This window comes from Marinobacterium sp. MBR-109 (genome assembly GCF_040547565.1).
Classification (GTDB): domain Bacteria; phylum Pseudomonadota; class Gammaproteobacteria; order Pseudomonadales; family Balneatricaceae; genus Marinobacterium.
In genome coordinates this window covers 1-20,507 of sequence record NZ_JBEPPZ010000008.1, presented here as the reverse complement: position 1 = coordinate 20,507, position 20,507 = coordinate 1, and the positions used below count along the sequence as shown (strand labels likewise).

General features: G+C 56.9%; 22 protein-coding genes. 15 read left to right on the top strand and 7 right to left on the bottom strand.

Annotated features, from left to right (window positions below; genetic code table 11):
• Positions 1-181: 181 nt before the first annotated feature.
• From ABIE60_RS11220 to ABIE60_RS11205, 4 genes are all read right to left on the bottom strand, one after another.
• A complete protein-coding gene (locus ABIE60_RS11220; RefSeq protein WP_354469497.1) occupies positions 182-1,000 on the bottom strand; it encodes an ABC transporter permease subunit in 819 nt (272 codons plus the stop codon).
• Positions 997-1,899: an ABC transporter permease subunit gene (locus ABIE60_RS11215; protein WP_354469496.1), complete on the bottom strand. Its 903-nt coding sequence runs from the start codon at positions 1,897-1,899 to the stop codon at positions 997-999. Before ABIE60_RS11215 ends, ABIE60_RS11220 begins: the two co-directional genes overlap by 4 nt.
• Positions 1,896-3,035: an ABC transporter ATP-binding protein gene (locus ABIE60_RS11210; RefSeq protein ID WP_354469495.1), complete on the bottom strand. Its 1,140-nt coding sequence runs from the start codon at positions 3,033-3,035 to the stop codon at positions 1,896-1,898. Before ABIE60_RS11210 ends, ABIE60_RS11215 begins: the two co-directional genes overlap by 4 nt.
• 74 nt (positions 3,036-3,109) lie before the next feature.
• Positions 3,110-4,204 (bottom strand): polyamine ABC transporter substrate-binding protein, encoded by a 1,095-nt coding sequence (locus tag ABIE60_RS11205; RefSeq protein ID WP_502914957.1) that lies wholly within the window; start codon positions 4,202-4,204, stop codon positions 3,110-3,112.
• Between the two features lie 253 nt (positions 4,205-4,457).
• Between ABIE60_RS11205 and ABIE60_RS11200 the strand changes: the two genes are divergently transcribed.
• Positions 4,458-5,285: a dienelactone hydrolase family protein gene (locus ABIE60_RS11200; protein ID WP_354469493.1), complete on the top strand. Its 828-nt coding sequence runs from the start codon at positions 4,458-4,460 to the stop codon at positions 5,283-5,285.
• An 8-nt stretch (positions 5,286-5,293) separates the two neighbouring features.
• Here the strand turns inward: ABIE60_RS11200 and ABIE60_RS11195 are convergent, their stop codons facing one another.
• Together ABIE60_RS11195 and ilvY are read right to left on the bottom strand one after the other, a co-directional pair.
• On the bottom strand, positions 5,294-7,114 hold the full coding sequence (locus ABIE60_RS11195) for an SLC13 family permease (protein WP_354469492.1): 1,821 nt from the start codon (positions 7,112-7,114) through the stop codon (positions 5,294-5,296).
• Positions 7,115-7,156: 42 nt separating this feature from the next.
• Positions 7,157-8,041: an HTH-type transcriptional activator IlvY gene (gene ilvY / locus ABIE60_RS11190; RefSeq protein ID WP_354469491.1), complete on the bottom strand. Its 885-nt coding sequence runs from the start codon at positions 8,039-8,041 to the stop codon at positions 7,157-7,159.
• A gap of 89 nt (positions 8,042-8,130) precedes the next feature.
• Here ilvY and ilvC point away from each other — a divergent pair, with 89 nt between their 5' ends.
• The 9 genes from ilvC to ABIE60_RS11145 all read left to right on the top strand — a co-directional run bounded on the left by ilvC (position 8,131) and on the right by ABIE60_RS11145 (position 16,382).
• Positions 8,131-9,198: a ketol-acid reductoisomerase gene (ilvC, locus tag ABIE60_RS11185; protein ID WP_354469644.1), complete on the top strand. Its 1,068-nt coding sequence runs from the start codon at positions 8,131-8,133 to the stop codon at positions 9,196-9,198.
• Positions 9,199-9,644: 446 nt separating this feature from the next.
• Positions 9,645-10,214: a protoglobin domain-containing protein gene (locus ABIE60_RS11180; protein ID WP_354469490.1), complete on the top strand. Its 570-nt coding sequence runs from the start codon at positions 9,645-9,647 to the stop codon at positions 10,212-10,214.
• A 159-nt stretch (positions 10,215-10,373) separates the two neighbouring features.
• Positions 10,374-10,946: a protoglobin domain-containing protein gene (locus ABIE60_RS11175; protein WP_354469489.1), complete on the top strand. Its 573-nt coding sequence runs from the start codon at positions 10,374-10,376 to the stop codon at positions 10,944-10,946.
• Positions 10,947-11,019: 73 nt separating this feature from the next.
• Complete coding sequence (gene pssA / locus ABIE60_RS11170) at positions 11,020-11,784, top strand: CDP-diacylglycerol--serine O-phosphatidyltransferase (protein WP_354469488.1); 765 nt, start codon at positions 11,020-11,022, stop codon at positions 11,782-11,784.
• Positions 11,785-11,879: 95 nt separating this feature from the next.
• Positions 11,880-12,083 (top strand): DUF2970 domain-containing protein, encoded by a 204-nt coding sequence (locus tag ABIE60_RS11165; RefSeq protein ID WP_354469487.1) that lies wholly within the window; start codon positions 11,880-11,882, stop codon positions 12,081-12,083.
• Between the two features lie 111 nt (positions 12,084-12,194).
• Positions 12,195-13,343, top strand: coding sequence for a cytochrome c oxidase subunit II (coxB, locus tag ABIE60_RS11160; RefSeq protein WP_354469486.1), 1,149 nt, complete (start codon positions 12,195-12,197; stop codon positions 13,341-13,343).
• Complete coding sequence (gene ctaD, locus ABIE60_RS11155; protein WP_354469485.1) at positions 13,340-14,941, top strand: cytochrome c oxidase subunit I; 1,602 nt, start codon at positions 13,340-13,342, stop codon at positions 14,939-14,941. The genes coxB and ctaD overlap by 4 nt, the downstream gene beginning before the upstream one ends.
• Positions 14,938-15,501, top strand: a complete 564-nt coding sequence (locus ABIE60_RS11150) for a cytochrome c oxidase assembly protein (RefSeq protein WP_354469484.1) — start codon at positions 14,938-14,940, stop codon at positions 15,499-15,501. The genes ctaD and ABIE60_RS11150 overlap by 4 nt, the downstream gene beginning before the upstream one ends.
• Positions 15,498-16,382 (top strand): cytochrome c oxidase subunit 3, encoded by an 885-nt coding sequence (locus ABIE60_RS11145; RefSeq protein WP_354469483.1) that lies wholly within the window; start codon positions 15,498-15,500, stop codon positions 16,380-16,382. The genes ABIE60_RS11150 and ABIE60_RS11145 overlap by 4 nt, the downstream gene beginning before the upstream one ends.
• Here ABIE60_RS11145 and ABIE60_RS11140 read toward each other — a convergent pair.
• Positions 16,287-16,589, bottom strand: coding sequence for a DUF2909 domain-containing protein (locus tag ABIE60_RS11140; RefSeq protein WP_354469482.1), 303 nt, complete (start codon positions 16,587-16,589; stop codon positions 16,287-16,289). The genes ABIE60_RS11145 and ABIE60_RS11140 overlap by 96 nt on opposite strands.
• 12 nt (positions 16,590-16,601) lie before the next feature.
• Between ABIE60_RS11140 and ABIE60_RS11135 the strand changes: the two genes are divergently transcribed.
• The 5 genes from ABIE60_RS11135 to ABIE60_RS11115 all read left to right on the top strand — a co-directional run bounded on the left by ABIE60_RS11135 (position 16,602) and on the right by ABIE60_RS11115 (position 20,357).
• Positions 16,602-17,336, top strand: a complete 735-nt coding sequence (locus ABIE60_RS11135) for an SURF1 family protein (RefSeq protein ID WP_354469481.1) — start codon at positions 16,602-16,604, stop codon at positions 17,334-17,336.
• Positions 17,326-17,772 carry a redox-active disulfide-containing membrane protein gene (locus tag ABIE60_RS11130; RefSeq protein ID WP_354469480.1) on the top strand — a complete coding sequence of 149 codons (447 nt, stop codon included), beginning with the start codon at positions 17,326-17,328 and terminating at the stop codon, positions 17,770-17,772. Before ABIE60_RS11135 ends, ABIE60_RS11130 begins: the two co-directional genes overlap by 11 nt.
• Positions 17,769-18,773, top strand: a complete 1,005-nt coding sequence (locus ABIE60_RS11125) for a COX15/CtaA family protein (protein ID WP_354469479.1) — start codon at positions 17,769-17,771, stop codon at positions 18,771-18,773. Before ABIE60_RS11130 ends, ABIE60_RS11125 begins: the two co-directional genes overlap by 4 nt.
• Complete coding sequence (cyoE, locus tag ABIE60_RS11120; protein ID WP_354469478.1) at positions 18,748-19,653, top strand: heme o synthase; 906 nt, start codon at positions 18,748-18,750, stop codon at positions 19,651-19,653. Before ABIE60_RS11125 ends, cyoE begins: the two co-directional genes overlap by 26 nt.
• Before the next feature lie 98 nt (positions 19,654-19,751).
• Complete coding sequence (locus ABIE60_RS11115) at positions 19,752-20,357, top strand: Yip1 family protein (protein WP_354469477.1); 606 nt, start codon at positions 19,752-19,754, stop codon at positions 20,355-20,357.
• Positions 20,358-20,507 lie beyond the last annotated feature (150 nt).

Sequence of the window (20,507 nt, the reverse complement as noted above, 5' to 3'; positions counted from 1 at the left end):
CGTTAAAAGCAGGCTCAAAATGCTCATTTAGTTCACTAAACTGCGCTTTTTCGCCTGCTTTTGCCTTGCCTCGGCTGCCTCGATAACGCTTTTAAGCACTCTGTCAGATACTTCTTCCCATAAAAAACCGCTGGTCGTTTACACGACCAGCGGTTTTTTGTTGCCTGAATTCTGCCACTGATCAGTGGGCGTCGAAGCGGTTGCGCCGATCCTGCCGCCACAACAGCACGCCGGTAATCAGCACGGTAACACTGACCAACCCGACAATGATGGTTGCCAGGGCGTTAATCTCGGGGCTGACTCCAAGCCGTACGCTGGAGTAGACCACCATCGGCAGGGTAGTGGCACCGGGGCCGGAAACGAAGCTGGCCACCACCAGATCATCCAGCGACAGGGTGAAGGCCAGCAGCCAGCCTGCGATCAGTGAGGGAGCGATGATCGGCAGGGTGATGCTGAAAAACACCTTCAACGGCCGTGCCCCCAAATCCAGCGCCGCTTCTTCCAGCGACAGGTCCATATGCGCCAGCCGACTTTGTACCACCACGGTGACATAGGCCATGGCAAAGGTGGTGTGGGCGATCACGATGGTGGTCATGCCGCGCCCGGCCGGCCAGCCGATCACGTTCTCCATCGCTACGAACAGCAGCAGCAGCGACAGACCGATGATCACCTCCGGCATCACCAGCGGTGCGGTCACCATCACCTCCAGCGAGCCCCTGCCGCGAAAGCGGCGAAAGCGCACCAGTGCCAGCGCTGCCAGCGTGCCCAGTACTACCGCGACCGTAGCGGTCAGGGCGGCAATGCGGACACTGAGCCAGGCTGCGCTGAGCAGCTGGGTATTCTGCAGCAGCTCGCCGTACCATTTGGTGCTGAAACCGCCCCATACGGTCACCAGTCGGCTTTCATTAAAGGAATACACGATCAGGCTGATGATCGGGCCGTACAGAAAGGCGTAGCCCAGCAGCAAAATGGTGATCAGCAACGGCATGCGAGTTTTCATGCGGCGCCCTCCTCGGCCCGGCGCTCAAAGTGGCGCAGCAGCACAAAGGGCACAATCAACGCCACCAGCAGCAGTGCTGCCAGCGAGGATGCCAGCGGCCAGTCCTTGTTGTTGAAGAACTCGGTCCACATCAGCTTGCCCAGCATCAGCGTATCCGGTCCGCCCAACAGGTCGGGAATCACGAACTCGCCCATTACCGGAATGAACACCAGCATGGCACCGGCCAACACACCCGGCAGCGACAGCGGCAGGGTGATCAGCAGGAACTGCTTCCAGGGACGGCAGCCGAGATCGGCGGCGGCTTCGAGCAGTGTCAGGTCGAGTCGGATCAGAGTGGCATACAGCGGCAACACCACGAACGGCAGGTAGTTGTAGACCACGCCGATATAGACCGCGAACGGGGTGTGCATGATCTCCAGCGGGGTGTCGATCAGGCCGGTCCAGAGCAGAAAGTTGTTGAGCAGTCCGTTGCCCTTGAGGATGCCGATCCAGGCATAGATGCGGATCAGGAACGAGGTCCAGAACGGCAGAATGATCAGCATCAACAGCGGCAGACGCCAGTGTGCCGGCGAACGGGCGATGGCATAGGCCATGGGATAACCGATCAGCAGGCAGCAGACCGTGGAGATTGCGGCTATTTTGAGCGAGCCCAGCAGGGCGCTCAGATAGAGTGAGTCTTCCAGCAGCAGCTGATAGTTGCCGAAGTTGACCATGATGGTCACCAGCCCGTCTTCGATCTCGCGGACCAGGTCCAGGTAGGGTGGCTGTGCCAATACCGGCTCGGACAGGCTGATCTTGAGTACGAACAGGAACGGCAACAGGAAGAACAGCGCCAGCCAGAACCAGGGGATGGCGATGATCAGGTTGCGTGCCGGTGGCAGGTGCTGTTTCAGCTTCATTCCGTCAGCACCCCACAGCTGTTGGCTGACCAGCCCAACAATACCTCTTCGTCCCAGGTGAGTGGCTGTTCGGCCAGCGCCTGCACGTTGGACTGGGTGAACTGAACGCGCTTGCCGCTGGGCAACTCCACATGATAGATCGATACATCGCCCAGATAGGCGATCTCCTTGATGGTGCCACGCAGCTGGTTAGGTGCATCCACATCCAGATGGCTGAGGACGCGCACCTTCTCAGGACGCAGCGCAACGGTAACGGCCATGCCGGGCACCAGTGGCTGACTGTGGCGCACCAACAGTTGGGTATCAGCCTCATCACACTGCACGATCACCTGATCGTCATCCTGCTGCACCACATAACCGTCAAACAGATTGACCGAGCCGATAAAGCTGGCGACATAACGGGTGGACGGAAATTCATACAGACGTCGTGGGGGGTCGACCTGTTCGATTCGTCCCTCATGCAACAGAGCGATGCGTGAGGACATGGTCATCGCTTCTTCCTGATCGTGGGTCACCACGATGAAGGTGATGCCAAGCCGTTCCTGAATGTTGACCAGCTCGAACTGGGTCTGTTCGCGCAGTTTCTTGTCCAGTGCGCCCAGCGGCTCGTCCAGCAGTAGAATCTTGGGGTGTTTGGCCAGTGCCCGTGCCAGTGCCACGCGCTGACGCTGGCCACCGGACAGCTGGTGTGGCTTGCGCTGTGCCAGTTTTTCGATCTGTACCAGTGCCAGCATTTCGGCGACGCGTGCCTGACGCTCGGCTTTCGGCATTCGTTCCTGCTTCAAGCCGAAGGCGATATTATCGGCCACGGTCATATGCGGAAACAGGGCATAGGACTGGAACATCATGTTCACCGGGCGCTCATAAGGCGGTACATCGGTCACGTCCTGACCATCGATGAAGATACGGCCGCTGGTCGGGGTCTCGAAGCCGGCCAGCATGCGCAGCAGGGTGGTTTTGCCGCAGCCCGAGGGGCCAAGCAGAGAAAAGAACTCACCCTGATGAATGTGCAGGCTGACATCGTCGACCGCATAGAAAGAGCCGAAGCGCTTGGTCAGGTTTTCGATCCGAACCAGCGGTTCCCCTTCGGGGGCCTGCCAGGGCTCTTCAGGTTTGAACTGGCGCAGTGTTGCCATCGGTGTTGGGTACTCCCGATAAAAAAGATGCCCCTGACTTCAGGGGCATCTCAGGTTCAGGTGATCGGCTGGGTTCAGCGGCCGGTTTTGACTCGGGTCCAGCTGCGATTCATATCGCGGATCTGACGTTCTGTGGGTGTTTTCAGTACGATCAGCTTGTCGCGTGTTTCCTGCGGCGGGTAGATGCCGGCATCGTTGCGGATCTCTTCATCGATCAGGTCGGTAGCCGCCGCATTGGCGTTGGCGTAGGCAACATAGTTGGTGATCGGTGCGATGACTTCCGGCTGCAGCAGGAAGTTGATGAACTGGTGTGCGGTATCCGGGTGCGGTGCATCCGCCGGAATCACCATCACGTCGGTCCAGACCACGGCGCCTTCAGAGGGTACGGCGTAGGCCACTTCAACCCCGTTGCCGGCTTCGGCTGCACGATCACGGGCCTGCAGAATGTCACCGGAATAGCCGTGGGCCACACAGATATCACCGTTCGCCAGGTCGTTGATGTACTGGGAGCTGTGGAAGTAGCGAATGTGTGGGCGTACCGCCATCACGGTTTCGGCCGCTTTCTCCAGTGCTGCCTTGCTGAAATCGGCGGTATCTTCACCCAGATAGGCACGCGCCGCGACAAACACTTCGGTCGCATCGTCCATCAGTGTCACACCGCAGCCGGCCAGCTTGGCCACGATTTCCGGATCAAACACCAGGCGCCAGGTATCCAACGGCATGTCGTCACCCAGAATTTCGCGTACCTTTTCCACGTTGTAACCAATGCCGGTGGTGCCCCACATGTAGGGCACTAGGTGCTGGTTGCCCGGGTCGATATCGGCCAGTGACTGCATGATCACCGGGTCCAGATTGTCGAAGTGAGTCAGCTTGCTCTTGTCCAGTGTCTGGTACAGGCCCGCCTTGAGGTGACGGTCGGCGAAGGGGCGTGCGGTCGGGAATGCCAGATCATAGCCGCTGCGGCCAGCCAGCAGTTTGGCCTCAAGCACCTCGTTGGAATCATACACGTCATACACGACCTTGATTCCGGTCTGCTGCTCGAACCGGGCCAGTGTGTCTTCGGCTATGTAGTCAGACCAGTTATAGACGTTCAGTTCCTGCGCCGATGCGGCTCCCGCCAGCAACATGCCAGGGAGCAGTTTTCCGAGTTGCTTGAACACTTTTTTCATCGCCATGGGTCTCCGGCAACGCTGTGAATGGTGGAGGCCAGGAAGTGCCTCACGGGGTGTCCGGCAGCGAATGCAGCGGACGGATTCAAAGCGTGAATATGGAACAAAAAACCGGCAAAAAAAAGGTTTTTTTTGCAACTGCGGTTAAACAGGGATTGAGCCTGATCAGTTTTTGGTGGTGATGGCGTACAGCTGACTAAAACCGGGGGTGGTCTATAGTGACACTCACCACAGAACGACAAGGAGAACAGGCATGTGTGATATCAAGGGGTGTGGCAATACGCATTCGGACAAGCCGCTGCCGCAGGCGACAGGAGAAGAACGGCGCAGCTTCCTCAAGGGAATGCTGGCTCTGCCACTGGCGGTGGTACTGGCGGATCCGTTGCTGGCGCAGGCGGCCGGCAGTCGGACCCGGTCGGTGCAGCTGGCGCTGGGGGGCGGCAACAAGGTGCAGGCGCATCTGGCCATGCCCGAGGGCGATGGGCCTTTTCCTGCGGTGGTGCTGATCCATGAATGGTGGGGGTTGAACGACCAGATCAAGGCGGTGGCCGCTGAGCTTGCCAACCTCGGCTTTATGGCGCTCGCAGTTGATCTCTATAAAGGCGGTGTCGCTGATACCCGTGAGGATGCAATGGCGCTGATGCAGGCGGTCAAAGAGGAAGAGGCCAGTGATACCCTGGTCGGCTGGATCGACTGGCTGCGACGGCATCAGCACTGTAATGGCAAGGTCGGTACCATGGGCTGGTGTTTTGGCGGCGGCTGGTCGCTCAATGCGTCCATGGAAACCCCGGTCGACGCGACCATCATCTATTACGGCAATGTCACCCGTACCCCGGAACAGCTGTCACGTCTGCGTGGGCCGGTGCTGGGACACTTCGGCACACTTGATGAGAGCATCGACGAAGCGATGGTAGGTGGCTTTGAGCGCGCCATGGCCAAAGCGGGCAAAACGGATCTTCAGGTCCACTGGTATGTGGCGGACCATGCATTTGCCAATCCCACCGGCGCCCGTTATGACGCCGATGATGCAGCCTTGGCATGGTCGCGTTCGGTCAGTTTCCTGTATCGACAGCTGGGTTGACGCCGCTATCAGAACGGAAACAGCAGTGGCGTCAGTATCAACGTGATCGCCAGTGCCAACAGCTGCAGTGGAATACCTACCCGGGCAAAGTCGGCAAAGCGGTAGTTGCCAGGTGCCAGTACCAGAGTGTTGACCGGTGATGCGATAGGGGTGGCAAAGGCCGTGGATGCGGCGATGGCCACGGTCATCATCACCGGTTCCGGGTTTACGCCGGTCAGCTGGGCGGTGGTGATGGCAATTGGTGCCAGCAGGACCGTGGTGGCGGTATTGGAGATGAACTGGCTCAGCACGGAGGTCAGCAGGAACAGGCTGGCACAGAGTACCAGCGGGCTGCTGTCTCCGACCAGACTGACCAGGTGCTCAACCACCCAGGCCAGGGCGCCGCTGCGTTCCATCGCCAGCGCCAGCGGCAACATGCCGGCGATGAGGATCAGGCTGGTGGCATTGAGTGAGCGGTAGGCTTCCTTCAGGCTGACGCAACCGGTGATGATCATCGCCAGGGCGGACAGCAAAATGGCGGACAGGTTGTCCAGCCAGCCCGTGGTCATGCACACCAGCATCGCCAGCAGAATAATCAGAGCAACCGGTCCACGGTTGCCGTGGGTGGGGATCTCTTCCAGCTCGGCGGGTGTCTGCAATACCACCAGTTCGCGTGAGCCCTGCAGGCTGCGGATCTGTTCCCAGCTGCCGGCCAGAAGAAGGGTGTCGCCGGGGGTGAGCCGGGTTTCGGTAAAGCTCGCATCCATGGCGGTTCGGTCTCGACGGATACCCAGCACACTCAGGCCATAGCGCTCGCGAAAATGCCCCTCCTTTATTGAACGATCACACAGCGGTGACTCGGGGGGCAGCAGCACTTCGGCCATGCCGAACTGGCGTTCCAGCTGGCTCATTTCACGCGCAGGAAACCCCAGTCGCTTGAGCTTCAGGGTTTCGCACAGGTGCTCCAGCCGGGCCTCATCGGCATACACGATCAGCTGATCCTGATATTGCATGCGGGTGTTGCTCAGTACCGGCACCAGACTGGAGAGCAGTCCGCCACTGCGGGAAATGGCGATCACGGTGACATCATATTCGGTGCGCAGTGCCGCTTCAGCCGGTGTTTTCTGCGCCAGTGGACTGCCGGGTGTGATCATCAGCTTGTGCAGCTGACGGCTCAGGGCATAGCGGCCGCTGATGGCAGCGACGCCCGGCGCGGTGTTTTCCGCCAGTTGCTGCGCCCGCTCGGGCAGCAGCTTGCGGGCCACCAGAATCAGATAGCCCATGCCTGCAATCAGAATGGCCAGCCCCAAAGGGGTAAAATCAAAGAAACCAAAGGGTTCGAGGCCTGCACTGCGCATCTGGCTGCTGACGATAATATTGGGTGGGGTGCCGATCAGGGTCAGCATGCCACCAATGAGCGCGGCAAAGGCCAGCGGCATCAGCAATTGTGAGGGCTGCATGCCGGAGCGGCGCGCCATGCTCAGTACCACCGGAATCAACAGTGCAACGGCACCGGTAGAACTCATGAACGCGGACAGCAGCGCCACCACGGGTAACAGAAACAGCAGCAGCCGGGTTTCGCTGCTGCCGCCCATGCGCAGCAGCCAGTTACCCGCGGCCGCGGCGATGCCGGTGCGGAACAGCGCTTCACCGACCACGAACAGAGCTGCGATCATGATCACCACCGGCTCGCCGAAACCGGCCACCGATTCGGCTGGGGTGATGATGCCGGACAGGGCCAGTGCGACCACAACCATCAGTGCGACCAGATCCATGCGGATACGGTCGCTGACAAACAGTGCGATGGTAATGCCGAGGGTAGCAAACACAAACAGCATGTCGGGTGTCATGGAACGGGGGCCTCTCTGAAAGTTCAGCCGGCAGTGTAGGGGTTAATCCGTGACAGGGCCATTATCCAGCAATGACCAGAAGGCACGAATCAACGGTGAGCGCAGCTTGCGCTCCAGTGCAAACAGGCCGATCTCGTAGGGCTCAAGTGCCGGAGACACCGGCAGTACCCGTACCCGGTCCGCCAGCGGGCTGTTGTCCAGCACGATTTGTGGCACAACGCCGATGCCGAAGCCCAGGCTGACCATGCTGACGATCGCCTCGTTACCGGCGACCTGGGCATAGATGCGCGGCTGGATATGGCGGCGGCTGAACCATTGATTGACTCTGTCACGTGAAATGCCGCTTTCCGGCAGGATCATCGGCTGGCGGCTCCATTGTGCTTCGCTGCCAAGGGTATCGCTTGACTCGCTGGCAGGTGCAATAAACAGCAAGGGTGTGCGATCGATGGGGCGGAAGGCAATACCGCCGGGGAGGTGGGCAGGGCGGGCGGCGATGGAGATCTCCTCGCGGCCGCTCTGCACCCGGGCGATGGCATGTTCGGGGTCACCGGTATGCAGCTTGATCTCCACGCGCGGGTACAGCTGGCGAAACCGGCTCAACAGTGAATAGAGAAAGCTGTAGCTGGCGGTGACCGAGCAGTACACGCTGATCTCGCCCTGCAGCTCGCTGGCGCTTTCCAGCAGCGAATGCCGTACCTGTTCCCACTGCTGCAGCGCTTCGCGGGCATACTGGGCAAAACGCACCCCCTCGGGGGTGAGCTGGACGCTGCGGTTGTCCCGCAGGAACAGCTCAACCCCCAGTGAGTCTTCCAGCTGTTTGATGGCGCGGCTCAGGGTTGAGGGGCTGACATGGCAGGCTTCACTGCTGCGACCGAAGTGCAGGGTGTCGGCCAGGCTCAGAAACAGGCGCAGGGTACGAGTATCCATAGTGTTTCTTAATATGAAATATGATGTTGCAAATATATCATTTTACGCAATGATTCATATCCCTTAATGTAGCCGCCATTGCTATAGTCATCACGGCTGTATGCAGCCAATCATTCCATTCAAGTCAAAGGATCAGCACCATGCAGGTTTACTACGATAAAGACTGTGATCTCTCCATCATTCAGGGCAAGAAAGTTGCCGTTATCGGTTACGGCTCACAGGGCCATGCTCATGCATGCAACCTGCACGATTCCGGCGTTGATGTTACCGTTGGTCTGCGTGCCGGTTCTTCTTCCCGCGCCAAGGCTGAAGCTCACGGTCTGAAAGTGGCTGACGTGGCTGATGCCGTTGCCGCTGCCGACCTGGTGATGATCCTGACTCCGGACGAATTCCAGGGCCAGCTCTACAAGGCCGAAATCGAGCCGAACATCAAGCAGGGCGCTACTCTGGCCTTCGCTCACGGCTTCTCCATCCACTACAACCAGATCGAGCCGCGCAAGGATCTGGACGTGATCATGATCGCGCCGAAGGCACCGGGTCACACTGTACGTAACGAATTCGTCAAGGGCGGCGGTATCCCTGACCTGATCGCGATCTTCCAGGACGCGTCCGGCAACGCCAAGAACGTAGCTCTGTCTTACGCTTCAGGCGTGGGCGGCGGTCGTACCGGCATCATCGAAACCACCTTCAAGGACGAGACTGAAACCGACCTGTTCGGTGAGCAGGCCGTTCTGTGTGGCGGTTGTGTCGAGCTGGTCAAGGCCGGTTTCGAAACTCTGGTTGAAGCCGGTTACGCGCCGGAAATGGCTTACTTCGAATGTCTGCACGAACTGAAACTGATCGTGGACCTGATGTACGAAGGCGGCATCGCCAACATGAACTACTCCATCTCCAACAATGCCGAGTACGGTGAATACGTAACCGGTCCTGAGGTGATCAACGAAGAATCACGTCAGGCGATGCGTAATGCACTCAAGCGCATTCAGGATGGTGAATACGCCAAGATGTTCATCAGCGAAGGTGCGACCAACTACCCGTCCATGACAGCCCGTCGTCGCAACAACGCCGCTCACCCGATCGAACAGACCGGTGAGAAGCTGCGTGCAATGATGCCGTGGATCGCTGCCAACAAGCTGGTCGACAAAGAAAAGAACTGATCCCGCCTGTATTCATGATTGAATATCAACTGCCGGGCCTTGCCCGGCAGTTTTGTTTCCGCCGTGCAATGCACGCAAATGGGGCCTTTTGCACCGGCTTGATGCAAACGCTGGCCCGCTCCCTTTCCCTTCAGCTGCAATATCTCTGTCACCCCTTATAACCATAATCCCTGCAGGGTTTTGGCACGGCATCTGCTTGTGTCACCCAGCGTAGTGTTGTAACACGCTCTGCTGCATTTGGGCGCTGTGCGCATTACGCCAAAGTATTAGAGGAAGAACCACTTTTCTTGATCCAGGTCGTGAAGTGGATTCCGGAATCTTGAACTCCGGTATGGGCGTGCTAAGAATGGTTTCACTAATAAAAATAAAACGCTTGGTAGTGCGCCCCGGCCCCTGGGTTGTAACCGGATGTTCTCGTGCTATCAACAGTCAAGGATGCGTTCGCTATGAGTAATGTCGATTTTGCCGTTCTGTGTGAGCAGGCCAAGGCCTATGCAGGGTTTGAGCCGGAAGATGAACTGGTTCTGGTTCAGGAAGCCCCCAGGCTTGAGTCCCATTTTGCCGCCATCACCGATGCCTTCTATACCGAGTTGCAGACCATTCCCGAAGCCTTACCGTTTCTGGAGGGTCGCATTGATGCATTGAAAACCACTCACAGTGCGTGGCTGCGCAAAGTGTTTACGGGTCCCTATGATGCTGATTTTGCGGCTTACATGCACCATGTCGGAGTGGTTCATGTGCAGGTCAAGCTGCCGGAAAAATTCATGACCAGCGGCATAGGGTTGATCAACAAGCACCTGATTCCGGTTTTGCCGGAGCTCTATGCCGATGAGGTGGAGAAAATCGGTGCTGTGTTGAAAGCGCTCAATGCGGCTACCAGCTTCTGCCTGTTGATCATGCTGGAGTCCTACCGAGGCCATGAGCTGGAACGTTTCATGGAGGTAACCGGCATCAGTCGGGTGCTCTATAACAACCTGGCGGCTGCCTATCGCAATCATCAAGGCCGTGCGGCCTGAGTTCAACCGATTTCCCGCCTGAAGGATCACCCTGCCCCTGTACCCAGCGGGTGCAGGGTGTTTCGTATTGACAGCAGCCCTGAATCATAACAAAGTCAAAAGTGTTTTCTGGAACAGGCCCTGCCATCGTGTGCCGGGTCCATTGCAAGGATGTGTTTAATGCGACAAATCGATTTTTCCCACTTGAATGAACAGGCCAAGCTGTTCGCCGGTTTTGATGCTCAGGATGAGCATGAATTATCACGCGCACTGCCTCAGCTGATGGCAGAACTGGACTGCGTGACGGATGCCTTTTATGCGGAGCTGGCTGGAATCCCCGAAGCCATGCCTTTCCTGGAAGGGCGGCTTGATGCGCTGAAATCGACCCATCGGCAGTGGCTGGAAAAGATATTCACGGGTCCCTATGACGATGCGTTTGCCGCCTACATGCACAAGGTGGGTGTTGTGCATGTACAGGTGCGCCTGCCTGAGCGTTTCATGGCCAGTGGTATTGGTCTGATCAGCAAACACCTTATTCCAGTACTGGCGCAGCAATTTCGTGATGATCCGGCACGATTGGGCGCGGTGATGAAAGCCGTTAACGGCGTCACGGTGTACTGCCTGATCATCATGCAGGTGTCCTATCGTGAACATGAACTGGAACGGTTTATGGATGTGACCGGTATCAGCGAAGCACTCTATGCCAACCTGTCGGCAGCCTACCGCAAGAAAACCGGTGTGTCGGCGGACTGAGCCAAGGCGTTGGGCTTGGCCTTGACTGTCGGGTAGAATGAGGCTTCCGGTTACACCAAAGAGGCAGCCTTGAATGAGTGATCAGCAACAATCGCCGACAGATGAGAGTGAACATCAGGACAGCAGCGCCCAGCGTCATCGTGGTGTGTACCTGCTGCCAAACCTGTTCACTACCGGCGCCCTGTTCTCGGGTTTCTATGCCATCGTTGCAGGCATGAACGGGCAGTTCATCCCTGCGTCCATCGCCATTTTCGTCTCCATGCTGTTGGATGGGCTGGATGGGCGTGTGGCGCGAATGACCAATACCCAAAGCGCCTTCGGTGCCGAGTATGACTCGCTGGCCGACATGGTCTCCTTCGGGGTTGCGCCGGCGCTTGTGGCGTACAACTGGCTGTTGTTCGATCTCGGCAAGCTGGGCTTCTTTGCCGCATTCGTATTTGCGGCGGGTGGTGCGTTACGGCTGGCGCGGTTCAATACTCAGATTGGCTCGGTCGACAAACGCTATTTTATCGGTTTGCCCAGTCCTGCAGCCGCAGCGGTAGTGGCGGGGCTTGTCTGGACCTGCACCGAATACGAGTTCGAGATGAACGGCACCGGGTATCTGGTGGCGTTCTATGTAGCGCTGTGCGGTGTGTTGATGGTCAGTAACGTGCTGTATTACAGCTTCAAGGACATCGACTTCAAGGGCAAGGTACCGTTCTGGATTCTGGCGGTGATTGCGCTGGTACTGGGGGTAATCTCGATCAGTACCTCTACCTTCCTCTGGTTGCTGTTCCTGCTGTATGCCCTTTCCGGCCCACTGCTCTGGTGCTGGCGCCGCTTCAAACATCGTCATTGATCAAAACGGGCTTCGGCCCGTTTTTGCCATCTGCTCTTCAGCATCACTGGCCGTTCGGTGTGTTTGTCAGCTATACCTCAATTGAGGTGATTATCATGGCAAACAAGCCTGACTGGCTGCAGGCGTTGCTGAGCGTGTTGGCAGCCTTCTTTGGTGTGCAGTCTGAACGTAATCGTGAGCATGATTTTGGCCAAGGCCGCCCGCTGCATTATGTTCTGGCGGGCCTGCTCCTGGCACTGGTGTTTGTGCTGGGTGTAATCCTGCTGGTGCGGTGGGTACTCAGCCTGGCGGGTGTTTGATTCAGATCATTGCGCTTGCGCTTTTTTCAGGGCTGCTATACTCCAGATACCGGATCGCCTGTCGGACAGCATTATGAGCCTGGCCGCAGGCCAAGACGGGGAGACCTGGAGATGGGACTTAAAATAATAAAAACCATCGGCTCAGGGGTTGGATTGGCGCTGCTGGCACCCGCATCTCTGCATGCGGAATGGGGGCTCAATCTGACACCCGGTGTCACGGACGTCAGCCGTTCGGTATATGACCTTCACATGACAATCTTCTGGATTTGTGTCGCCATAGCACTGGTGGTGTTTGGCGTCATGTTCTGGTCGATTTTTCATCACCGCAAGTCACGGGGAGCCAAGGCTCACCACTTTCATGAAAACACACTGGTCGAAGTGATCTGGACGCTGGTGCCGGTGCTGATTCTGGTTGGCATGGCCGTTCCCGCGACGGCCACACTGATCAAAATGTACGATCCTTCCGAAGCTGAACTGGACGTTCAGATTACCGGGTATCAATGGAAGTGGCGCTATGACTATCTGGATCATGAGCTGAGCTTCTTCAGCAATATGTCGACCCCGCGTGAACAGATAACCAATGCCGCTGAGAAGCAGGAAAACTATCTGCTTGAGGTGGACCGTCACCTTGTGTTGCCGGTGGGTACCAAGATCCGATTTCTGCTGACGGCCAATGATGTTATCCACAGCTGGTGGGTGCCTGCGTTGGCCGTCAAGAAGGATGCCATTCCCGGTTTTATCAATGAGGCCTGGACCATCATTGATGAGCCGGGTATCTACCGAGGTCAGTGCGCTGAGCTCTGTGGACAGGACCACGGCTTCATGCCGATCGTGGTCGAAGCGGTCAGTCGAGAAGACTTTGATGTCTGGCTGATGGCGGCTCGGGCAGAGAAAGAGGCTCAGGTGCAGGCTGCTGAGCGCAGCTGGACACTGGATGAGTTGATGCAGCAGGGTGAACAGGCTTACCTGCGGGCGTGTGCGGCCTGTCATTTGCCGAACGGCGGAGGGGTCCCGGGCGCCTTCCCCGCCTTGAAGGGCAGCCCGATGGTGCTGGGTGATGTGTCTGCGCATATTGATATTGTGCTGAATGGCAAGGCGGGTACTGCCATGCAGGCGTTCCGTGATCAGCTCAGTACGGCTGAGCTTGCAGCCGTGATCACCTATGAACGCAATGCCTGGGGCAACAGTTTGGGTGAAGCGGTATCACCAGCCCAGATTGCGCGCCTGTTGGAGCCGGCCGAGGGGGAGGGTGAACAATGAGCACGCTGGATACCACGCTGGAAGCGCATACAGATGAACATCACGGTCCAGCCAGCGGCATCGGGCGCTGGCTGTTCACGACCAACCACAAGGATATCGGCTCCATGTACCTGTGGTTCAGTCTGTTGATGTTCCTAGTCGGTGGCTGTATGGCGCTGATGATCCGGGCCGAGCTGTTCCAGCCGGGACTGCAGCTGGTCGAACCGGGGTTCTTCAACCAGATGACTACCATGCACGGATTAATCATGGTGTTCGGCGCGGTGATGCCGGCGTTTGTGGGCCTGGCCAACTGGATGGTACCGATGATGATCGGTGCCCCTGACATGGCGCTGCCGCGAATGAACAACTGGAGCTTCTGGATCCTGCCATTTGCTTTCGCCATGCTGATCTCGACCCTTTTCATGACCGGCGGTGCGCCCAACTTCGGCTGGACCTTCTATGCACCGCTGTCGACGACCTATGCCCCACCGAGCGTGACCTATTTTATCTTCGCTATTCACATGATGGGGATCAGCTCGATCATGGGCGCGATCAATATCATTGCGACGATTCTCAACATGCGGGCACCGGGCATGACGATGATGAAACTGCCACTGTTCTGCTGGACCTGGCTGATCACCGCTTTCCTGCTGATTGCGGTCATGCCGGTGCTGGCGGGGGTGGTAACCATGATGTTGATGGACATCCATTTTGGCACCAGTTTCTTTGATGCCGGTGGCGGTGGGGATCCGGTACTGTTCCAGCATGTGTTCTGGTTCTTCGGTCACCCCGAGGTCTACATCATGATCCTGCCGGCCTTCGGCATTATCAGCCAGATCATTCCCGCCTTTGCTCGCAAGCGTCTGTTTGGCTATGCCTCCATGGTGTATGCCACCGCGTCGATTGCGATACTGTCGTTTCTGGTCTGGGCACACCACATGTTTACGGTGGGGATTCCACTGGCCGGTGAGCTGTTCTTCATGTATGCCACCATGTTGATCGCCGTACCCACCGGGGTGAAGGTGTTCAACTGGGTGGCTACCATGTTCCGCGGCTCAATGACCTTCGAAACGCCAATGCTGTTTGCGCTGGCATTTGTGGTGCTGTTTACCATCGGCGGTTTTTCGGGGTTGATGCTGGCGATCGCACCGGTGGATTTCCAGTACCACGATACCTACTTTGTGGTGGCTCACTTCCATTATGTGCTGGTACCGGGGGCCGTTTTCGCCATTATGGCCGGGGTCTACTACTGGTTGCCGAAGTGGACCGGTCACATGCTGGATGAGCGCATGGGGCGACTTCACTTCTGGCTGAGCTTCATTGGCGTCAATATCACCTTCTTTCCCATGCACTTCATCGGGCTGGCCGGCATGCCACGCCGCATACCGGACTACGCGCTGCAGTTTGCCGACTTCAATATGGTGGCCTCGGTGGGTGCCTTTCTGTTTGGCCTGTCACAGCTGATCTTTGTCTGGAACGTGATCGCCTGTGTACGCGGTGGGCGCAAGGCTGAAGCCAGAGCCTGGGAAGGTGCCGAAGGGCTGGAGTGGGAAGTGCCATCACCGGCGCCTTACCATACCTTTGCCGAGCCGCCGACACTGCCGGAGTCGCTGCGATGAGTCAGCAGGCAGCGAACCGCAGGCTGGTAAGGCGGCTGGTATTGGGCTGTGTGCTGATGTTCGGCTTTGGCTTCGCGCTGGTCCCTTTGTATGACGTGTTTTGTGAGGTGACCGGCTTGAACGGAAAAATCACCAACACCGGTCCGGTTGCGGCATCGGAAGCGGATACCAGCCGACAGATCAGGGTGAGATTGATTGCGGTTCATAACGAGGAAATGCCCTGGCAATTCGGGCCGCAGCAGAATCTGATTCTCACCCACCCGGGAGAGATGAAGCAGACAGCCTTTATGGCAACCAACCCGACCGGCCGGCGTATGGTGGCGCAGGCCATTCCGTCAGTTGCTCCTGCAGAGGCCGCGCGCTATCTGCACAAGGTGAACTGTTTCTGTTTTGAGCAGCAGATCCTTCAGTCCGGTGAATCGGTGGAAATGCCGCTGCTGTTTGTGGTCGACAAGAACCTGCCTGAGCATATCCGCTCGCTGACCTTGTCCTACACCCTGTTTGATATCTCGCCGGAGGTATCATCAACAGAGCAGGTTGAAAAGGAGCAATCGTTATGAGCAGTTCAACCTATTACGTGCCTGAGCAAAGTCGCTGGCCGATTTTGGCATCCATTGCACTTTTCCTGTTGGCCTATGGTGCCGGTACCCTGATGAATGCGTTGAGTGCGCAGCAGGGAGGCGGGCTTGGCGTCGCGCTGTTGTTGGCGGGGGCGTTGATGATGGGGCTGATTCTGGTGGGCTGGTTCGGCAATGTGATTCATGAAAGCCGCAGCGGGCTGTATTCCGAGCAGATGGACCGTTCCTTTCGCTGGGGTATGAGCTGGTTCATCTTCTCGGAAGTGATGTTCTTTGCCGCTTTCTTTGGCGCTCTTTTCTACGTGCGTGTGCTGGCGCTTCCCTGGTTGGGAGGTGAAGGTGACAAGGGGGTAACCGAGCTGCTCTGGCCCGGGTTTGTGGCAGAGTGGCCACTGTTCAATCCACCCGACAGTGCGCGTTATCCCGGACCTGAAGCTGTTATCAGCCCCTGGCGCATACCGCTGCTCAACACCTGCCTGCTGGTGACGTCCAGCTTTACTCTGACACTGGCACACAAGGCCCTGTTGCGAGACGAACTGATCATGGTGCGCCGCTGGATGACACTGACAATCCTGCTGGGCCTGATTTTCATCGGTTTTCAGGCCTATGAGTATGTGCAGGCGTATCAGGAGCTGGGACTGACTCTGCAGTCCGGTATTTACGGTGCCACCTTCTTTATTCTGACCGGTTTTCACGGTCTTCATGTCACCCTGGGTACGCTGATGCTGATGATCATTCTGGGCCGCGTGGTGCTGGGACATTTCAGCTCACGCCAACACTTTGGTTTTGAAGCGGTGGCCTGGTATTGGCACTTTGTTGACGTGGTCTGGATTGGGCTGTTCCTGTTCGTGTATGTACTCTGAGCCGTGCCATGGCGCGTGCGAGCGCAGATGGCCGCTGCTGAAGCCGTAGATCAGAAGCAGTATCAGCAGGGCACTGAAAATTACACGCCAGAGCAGGCGATTGGCTGTCGTGCCATCAGCGGACGGGTGCTTCAGCAATGACCACAGGCTGCTGAACAGTGCGATCAATATGGCAATAAACAGCAGGACGATCAGAAGATGCAGCATGGAAATTTCCTTATGTCTGGTCAACCAAGTAAAGCGGATAGCCCGGTTGCATTCAAATATCTGCGCTGGTTATTGGCGCTGTTCGGGGTTCCCTTGCTGTTTGGCCTGGGGTATTGGCAGCTGCAGCGTGCCGAGCAAAAGCAGATTTGGCTCGAGCAGCAGGCCGTTGAGCCGATGACGCGTGCAGCCACTGCGCTCAAGCAGCTTGAACGCCAGGCGTGGGTGCCGGTACGACTGGAGGTTGAGCTGTTGCCATATCGTATTTTTCTGCTGGATAACCGTACCCTTGATGGGCGTGTGGGCTACGAAGTAATCGTTCCGATGCGCGTCGATGAGGGCTCCTTCTGGCTGGCCAGTTTGGGGTGGATTGAAGCGCCATCCCACCGAGACCGATTACCTGCCCTGCAGCTTGAACAACAACGAATACAGGTTGATGGGTTGCTGGCTCATCCAACCGGGTCGATGACGCTGGCAGACCTGCCGGCTGAAGCCTGCTGGCCACGACGAATTCAGTCTGTCGATCTGGAGCAGATCAGGCAGGCTTTGGAGATGGAAGTTGAGGCGGTCATGCTGCACATCAAGACACCTGTGAGTGATCAAATCACGCCGAGGACCGATATTCATCAAGGAATCGGCCCGCAGCGGCATCAAGGCTATGCAGTGCAGTGGTTTGCGCTGGCCATCACATTGCTGCTTTGGCTGTTCTGGGCGGGCCGACATGGCAGGAGGCAGGGCGATGGCAAGTAATAGAGGCACTTTCTGGGCCATTTGGGTATTGGGGCTGTTGCCACTGCTGCTGGCGGTGGCGGTATATACAACGGGTATCGGTATTCCGAGTGAGCAAGTGAATGCCGGCAGGTTGTTGCAGCCGGCAGTGCCGCTGCAGCAATGGGGTGGGCAGGCTGACCGATTCACCCAGCACTGGTCGTTGCTGCTGGTACACCAGGACACCTGTGACGAGAGATGCTTACAGCAGGAAGAGAGGCTTAAACGTATACATGATGCACTGGGGCGGGATGCCGACCGTTTTAGAGTGCGAATGGAGGTATCAGGCGTATTGGCACCAGGGGTTTGGGTCGTTGATCCGCTGGGTAACCTGGTACTGCATTACGGGCAGGCCTATCAAGGTAAGGAACTGCTGACTGATTTGCGGAGACTGCTTAAGGCATCGAGGCTTGGATGACTGCACTGAGACTGGTTAGAGCTGCGATAGTACTGGCACTGGTTGTTGTGTTGCTGGGTGGCTGGACACGGCTGAATGACGCAGGCCTTGGCTGTCCCGACTGGCCGGGATGTTATGGCACCTGGGTACTTCCCTCAGATCATGTTGAGTTGACCCAGGGCTATCCCGAGGTCGTCATCGATCTGCGCAAGGGCTGGATCGAAATGATCCATCGCTATGCGGCGGCCCTGCTTGGACTGGCTGTGCTTGGGTTGGCCGTGATCGCATTGTGCAATCGGAAAATGGCAGGCTATCCGCTGATGCTATCGTTTGTGCTGTTGGGGCTTGTCATTCTGCAGGGACTGTTTGGCATGTGGACCGTCACGTTAAAGCTGTTACCGATCATAGTGACACTGCACCTGATGGGCGGTCTTGCGACATTGACGCTGCTGATGCTTCTGGAACAGCGACTAAGGCATTTAGACAGCCTGAAATCTCAGCCAACAGGAGCCTACATGGGAACACGCATCCTGCTGTTTTGTTTGTTCCTGCAGCTGTTGTTAGGTGGCTGGACCAGTACCAACTATGCCGGCTGGGCCTGCAGTGATTGGCTGTTTTGCAATGCGGGTGAAACAGTTGGATACGACTTTTCAACCGGGCTTGATCCTTTCATGGCTATTGGACCCAACTACGAAGGTGGGCTTCTGGAGGCTCCGGCAAGAGCGGCGATTCAAGTTACACATCGTTTGGGGGCGTTGCTGCTTATAGTGGTGTCGTGTTGGGTTGCGCTCGCGCTTTGGCAGCGAAAGTATCTGCGGCTGCACATCACTTTATTTCTGGCTGCGCTATGTGTGCAGGTGCTGCTGGGCATTGCCAATATTGTATGGATGTTGCCACTGGGGCTGGCAGTTGCACATCACGCGGTAGCCGTGTTGCTGTTGTTGTTGGCGCTGAATCTGCACGATCGGGCGAGAGGTCCGGTAATGGAGGCAAGTCATGAGTATCGTGTCGTTTGCGGATAATGCCGTTTCAGATGCTGGCTGGAGAGACTATCTGGCGCTAAGCAAGCTGAAAGTTGTCGCCGTAATGTTGCTGACATTGGTGGTTGGTTTCTGTCTGGCTGAGCCCGGAATGCCATCGCTGCCATTACTGCTGATAACCAGTATGGGAGTCGGGTTAGCCGCAGCCTCGGCAGCGGCGGTCAACCATGTTCTGGATCACAATATCGATCGCAGTATGGCAAGGACCGCGCGACGGCCGCTGCCGCAGGGACGAGTCAGTCCGGGTAATGCGCTTCTGTTTGCAGCGGTGATCGGCAGCGCCGGGCTGTTGCTGCTTGCTACACTTGTGAACCCGCTTACGGCGGGTCTGACACTGGCATCGCTTATCGGCTATGCCATTGTATATACAGCTGTTCTGAAACGAGCCACACCGCAGAATATTGTGATTGGTGGCGTTGCGGGTGCGGCTCCACCGTTGCTGGGTTGGACAGCCGTAACAGGCTCGCTGGACTCGCAGGCATTATTACTGATGCTGATCATTTTTGCCTGGACGCCACCTCATTTCTGGGCACTGTGTATCGCTCGAAAAGATGACTATGCCCGTGCCGGAGTGCCGATGCTCCCCAATACCCATGGTGAGTCCTATACGCGGCTGCAAATTCTTCTGTACACAATCCTCACAATAGTGGTGACCTTGCTGCCGTTCATCAGCGGTATGAGCGGGCTTATCTATTTGGCAGGGGTCAGTATCATTAACTACCGTTTAATTGCCTGGGCTGTGCGGTTGAATCTTTCACGTAATCCGGGCGATCCGATGAAAATGTTTCGTTACAGCATTGTGTACATCATGTGGCTGTTTGCCATACTGCTTGTAGACCATTATTGGCAGCTATTCGTATAACTGGATGTGGAGAGAGTAACGCGAACGGATTCGGGCTGATTCAATACAATAAAAATTGTAGCCCGGGGCCAGACCCGGACTGCGAGGAGGATAGTAATATGTTCCTGCAGCATATGATGGGGGTGTTCTATCACCCGAAACAGGAGTGGCGCTCGATACGTAATGAGCACTACACGGCGATGCATGTGTTTCTTGCGCAGATAAGCATACTGGCGGCGATACCTGCCGTATCGCTTTTCATCGGTACCACTCAAGTCGGCTGGAGTCTGGGAGGGTCGGAGTTTGTCAAATTGAGTGTGGCCAGCGCGTTACCGGCGGCGCTCGCGTTTTATGTGGCAATGTGGGTGGCTGTCGGGTTCATTGCCTGGTCCATTCACTGGATGGAGAAAACCTATGGTGGGAATGTCAGCTATGAAGAATGCCTGGTGCTGACAACCTTCACCGCGACACCACTTTTCCTGTCGGGTCTTGCAGGCCTCTACCCGATGCTTTGGTTCAACGTGATTGTAGGCATGATGGCATTAGCTTATACCATCTACCTGCTTTACACGGGCGTACCGGAAATCATGCAAATTCCTGAAGAGCGCGCATTTTTCTTTGCCACTTCAATTCTGACAGTTGGGGTTTGTGTGTTGGTCGGGTTACTCGCGGCAACCGCCATTCTATGGGGTACGTTTGTGCCACTTACCTATACCGCCGGCTAGGATTGTTAACAGCACATAAACAACAGGCGCTCCGGCGCCTGTTGTTGTTTTGGACAGTGGCAAAGCCTGTTTTCATCATTCTGAAACTTTTTTACAAACAGCTGTTGACTCCCTCAGTGGTGTCTGTAGAATTCGCCTCCTCGCTTGAGA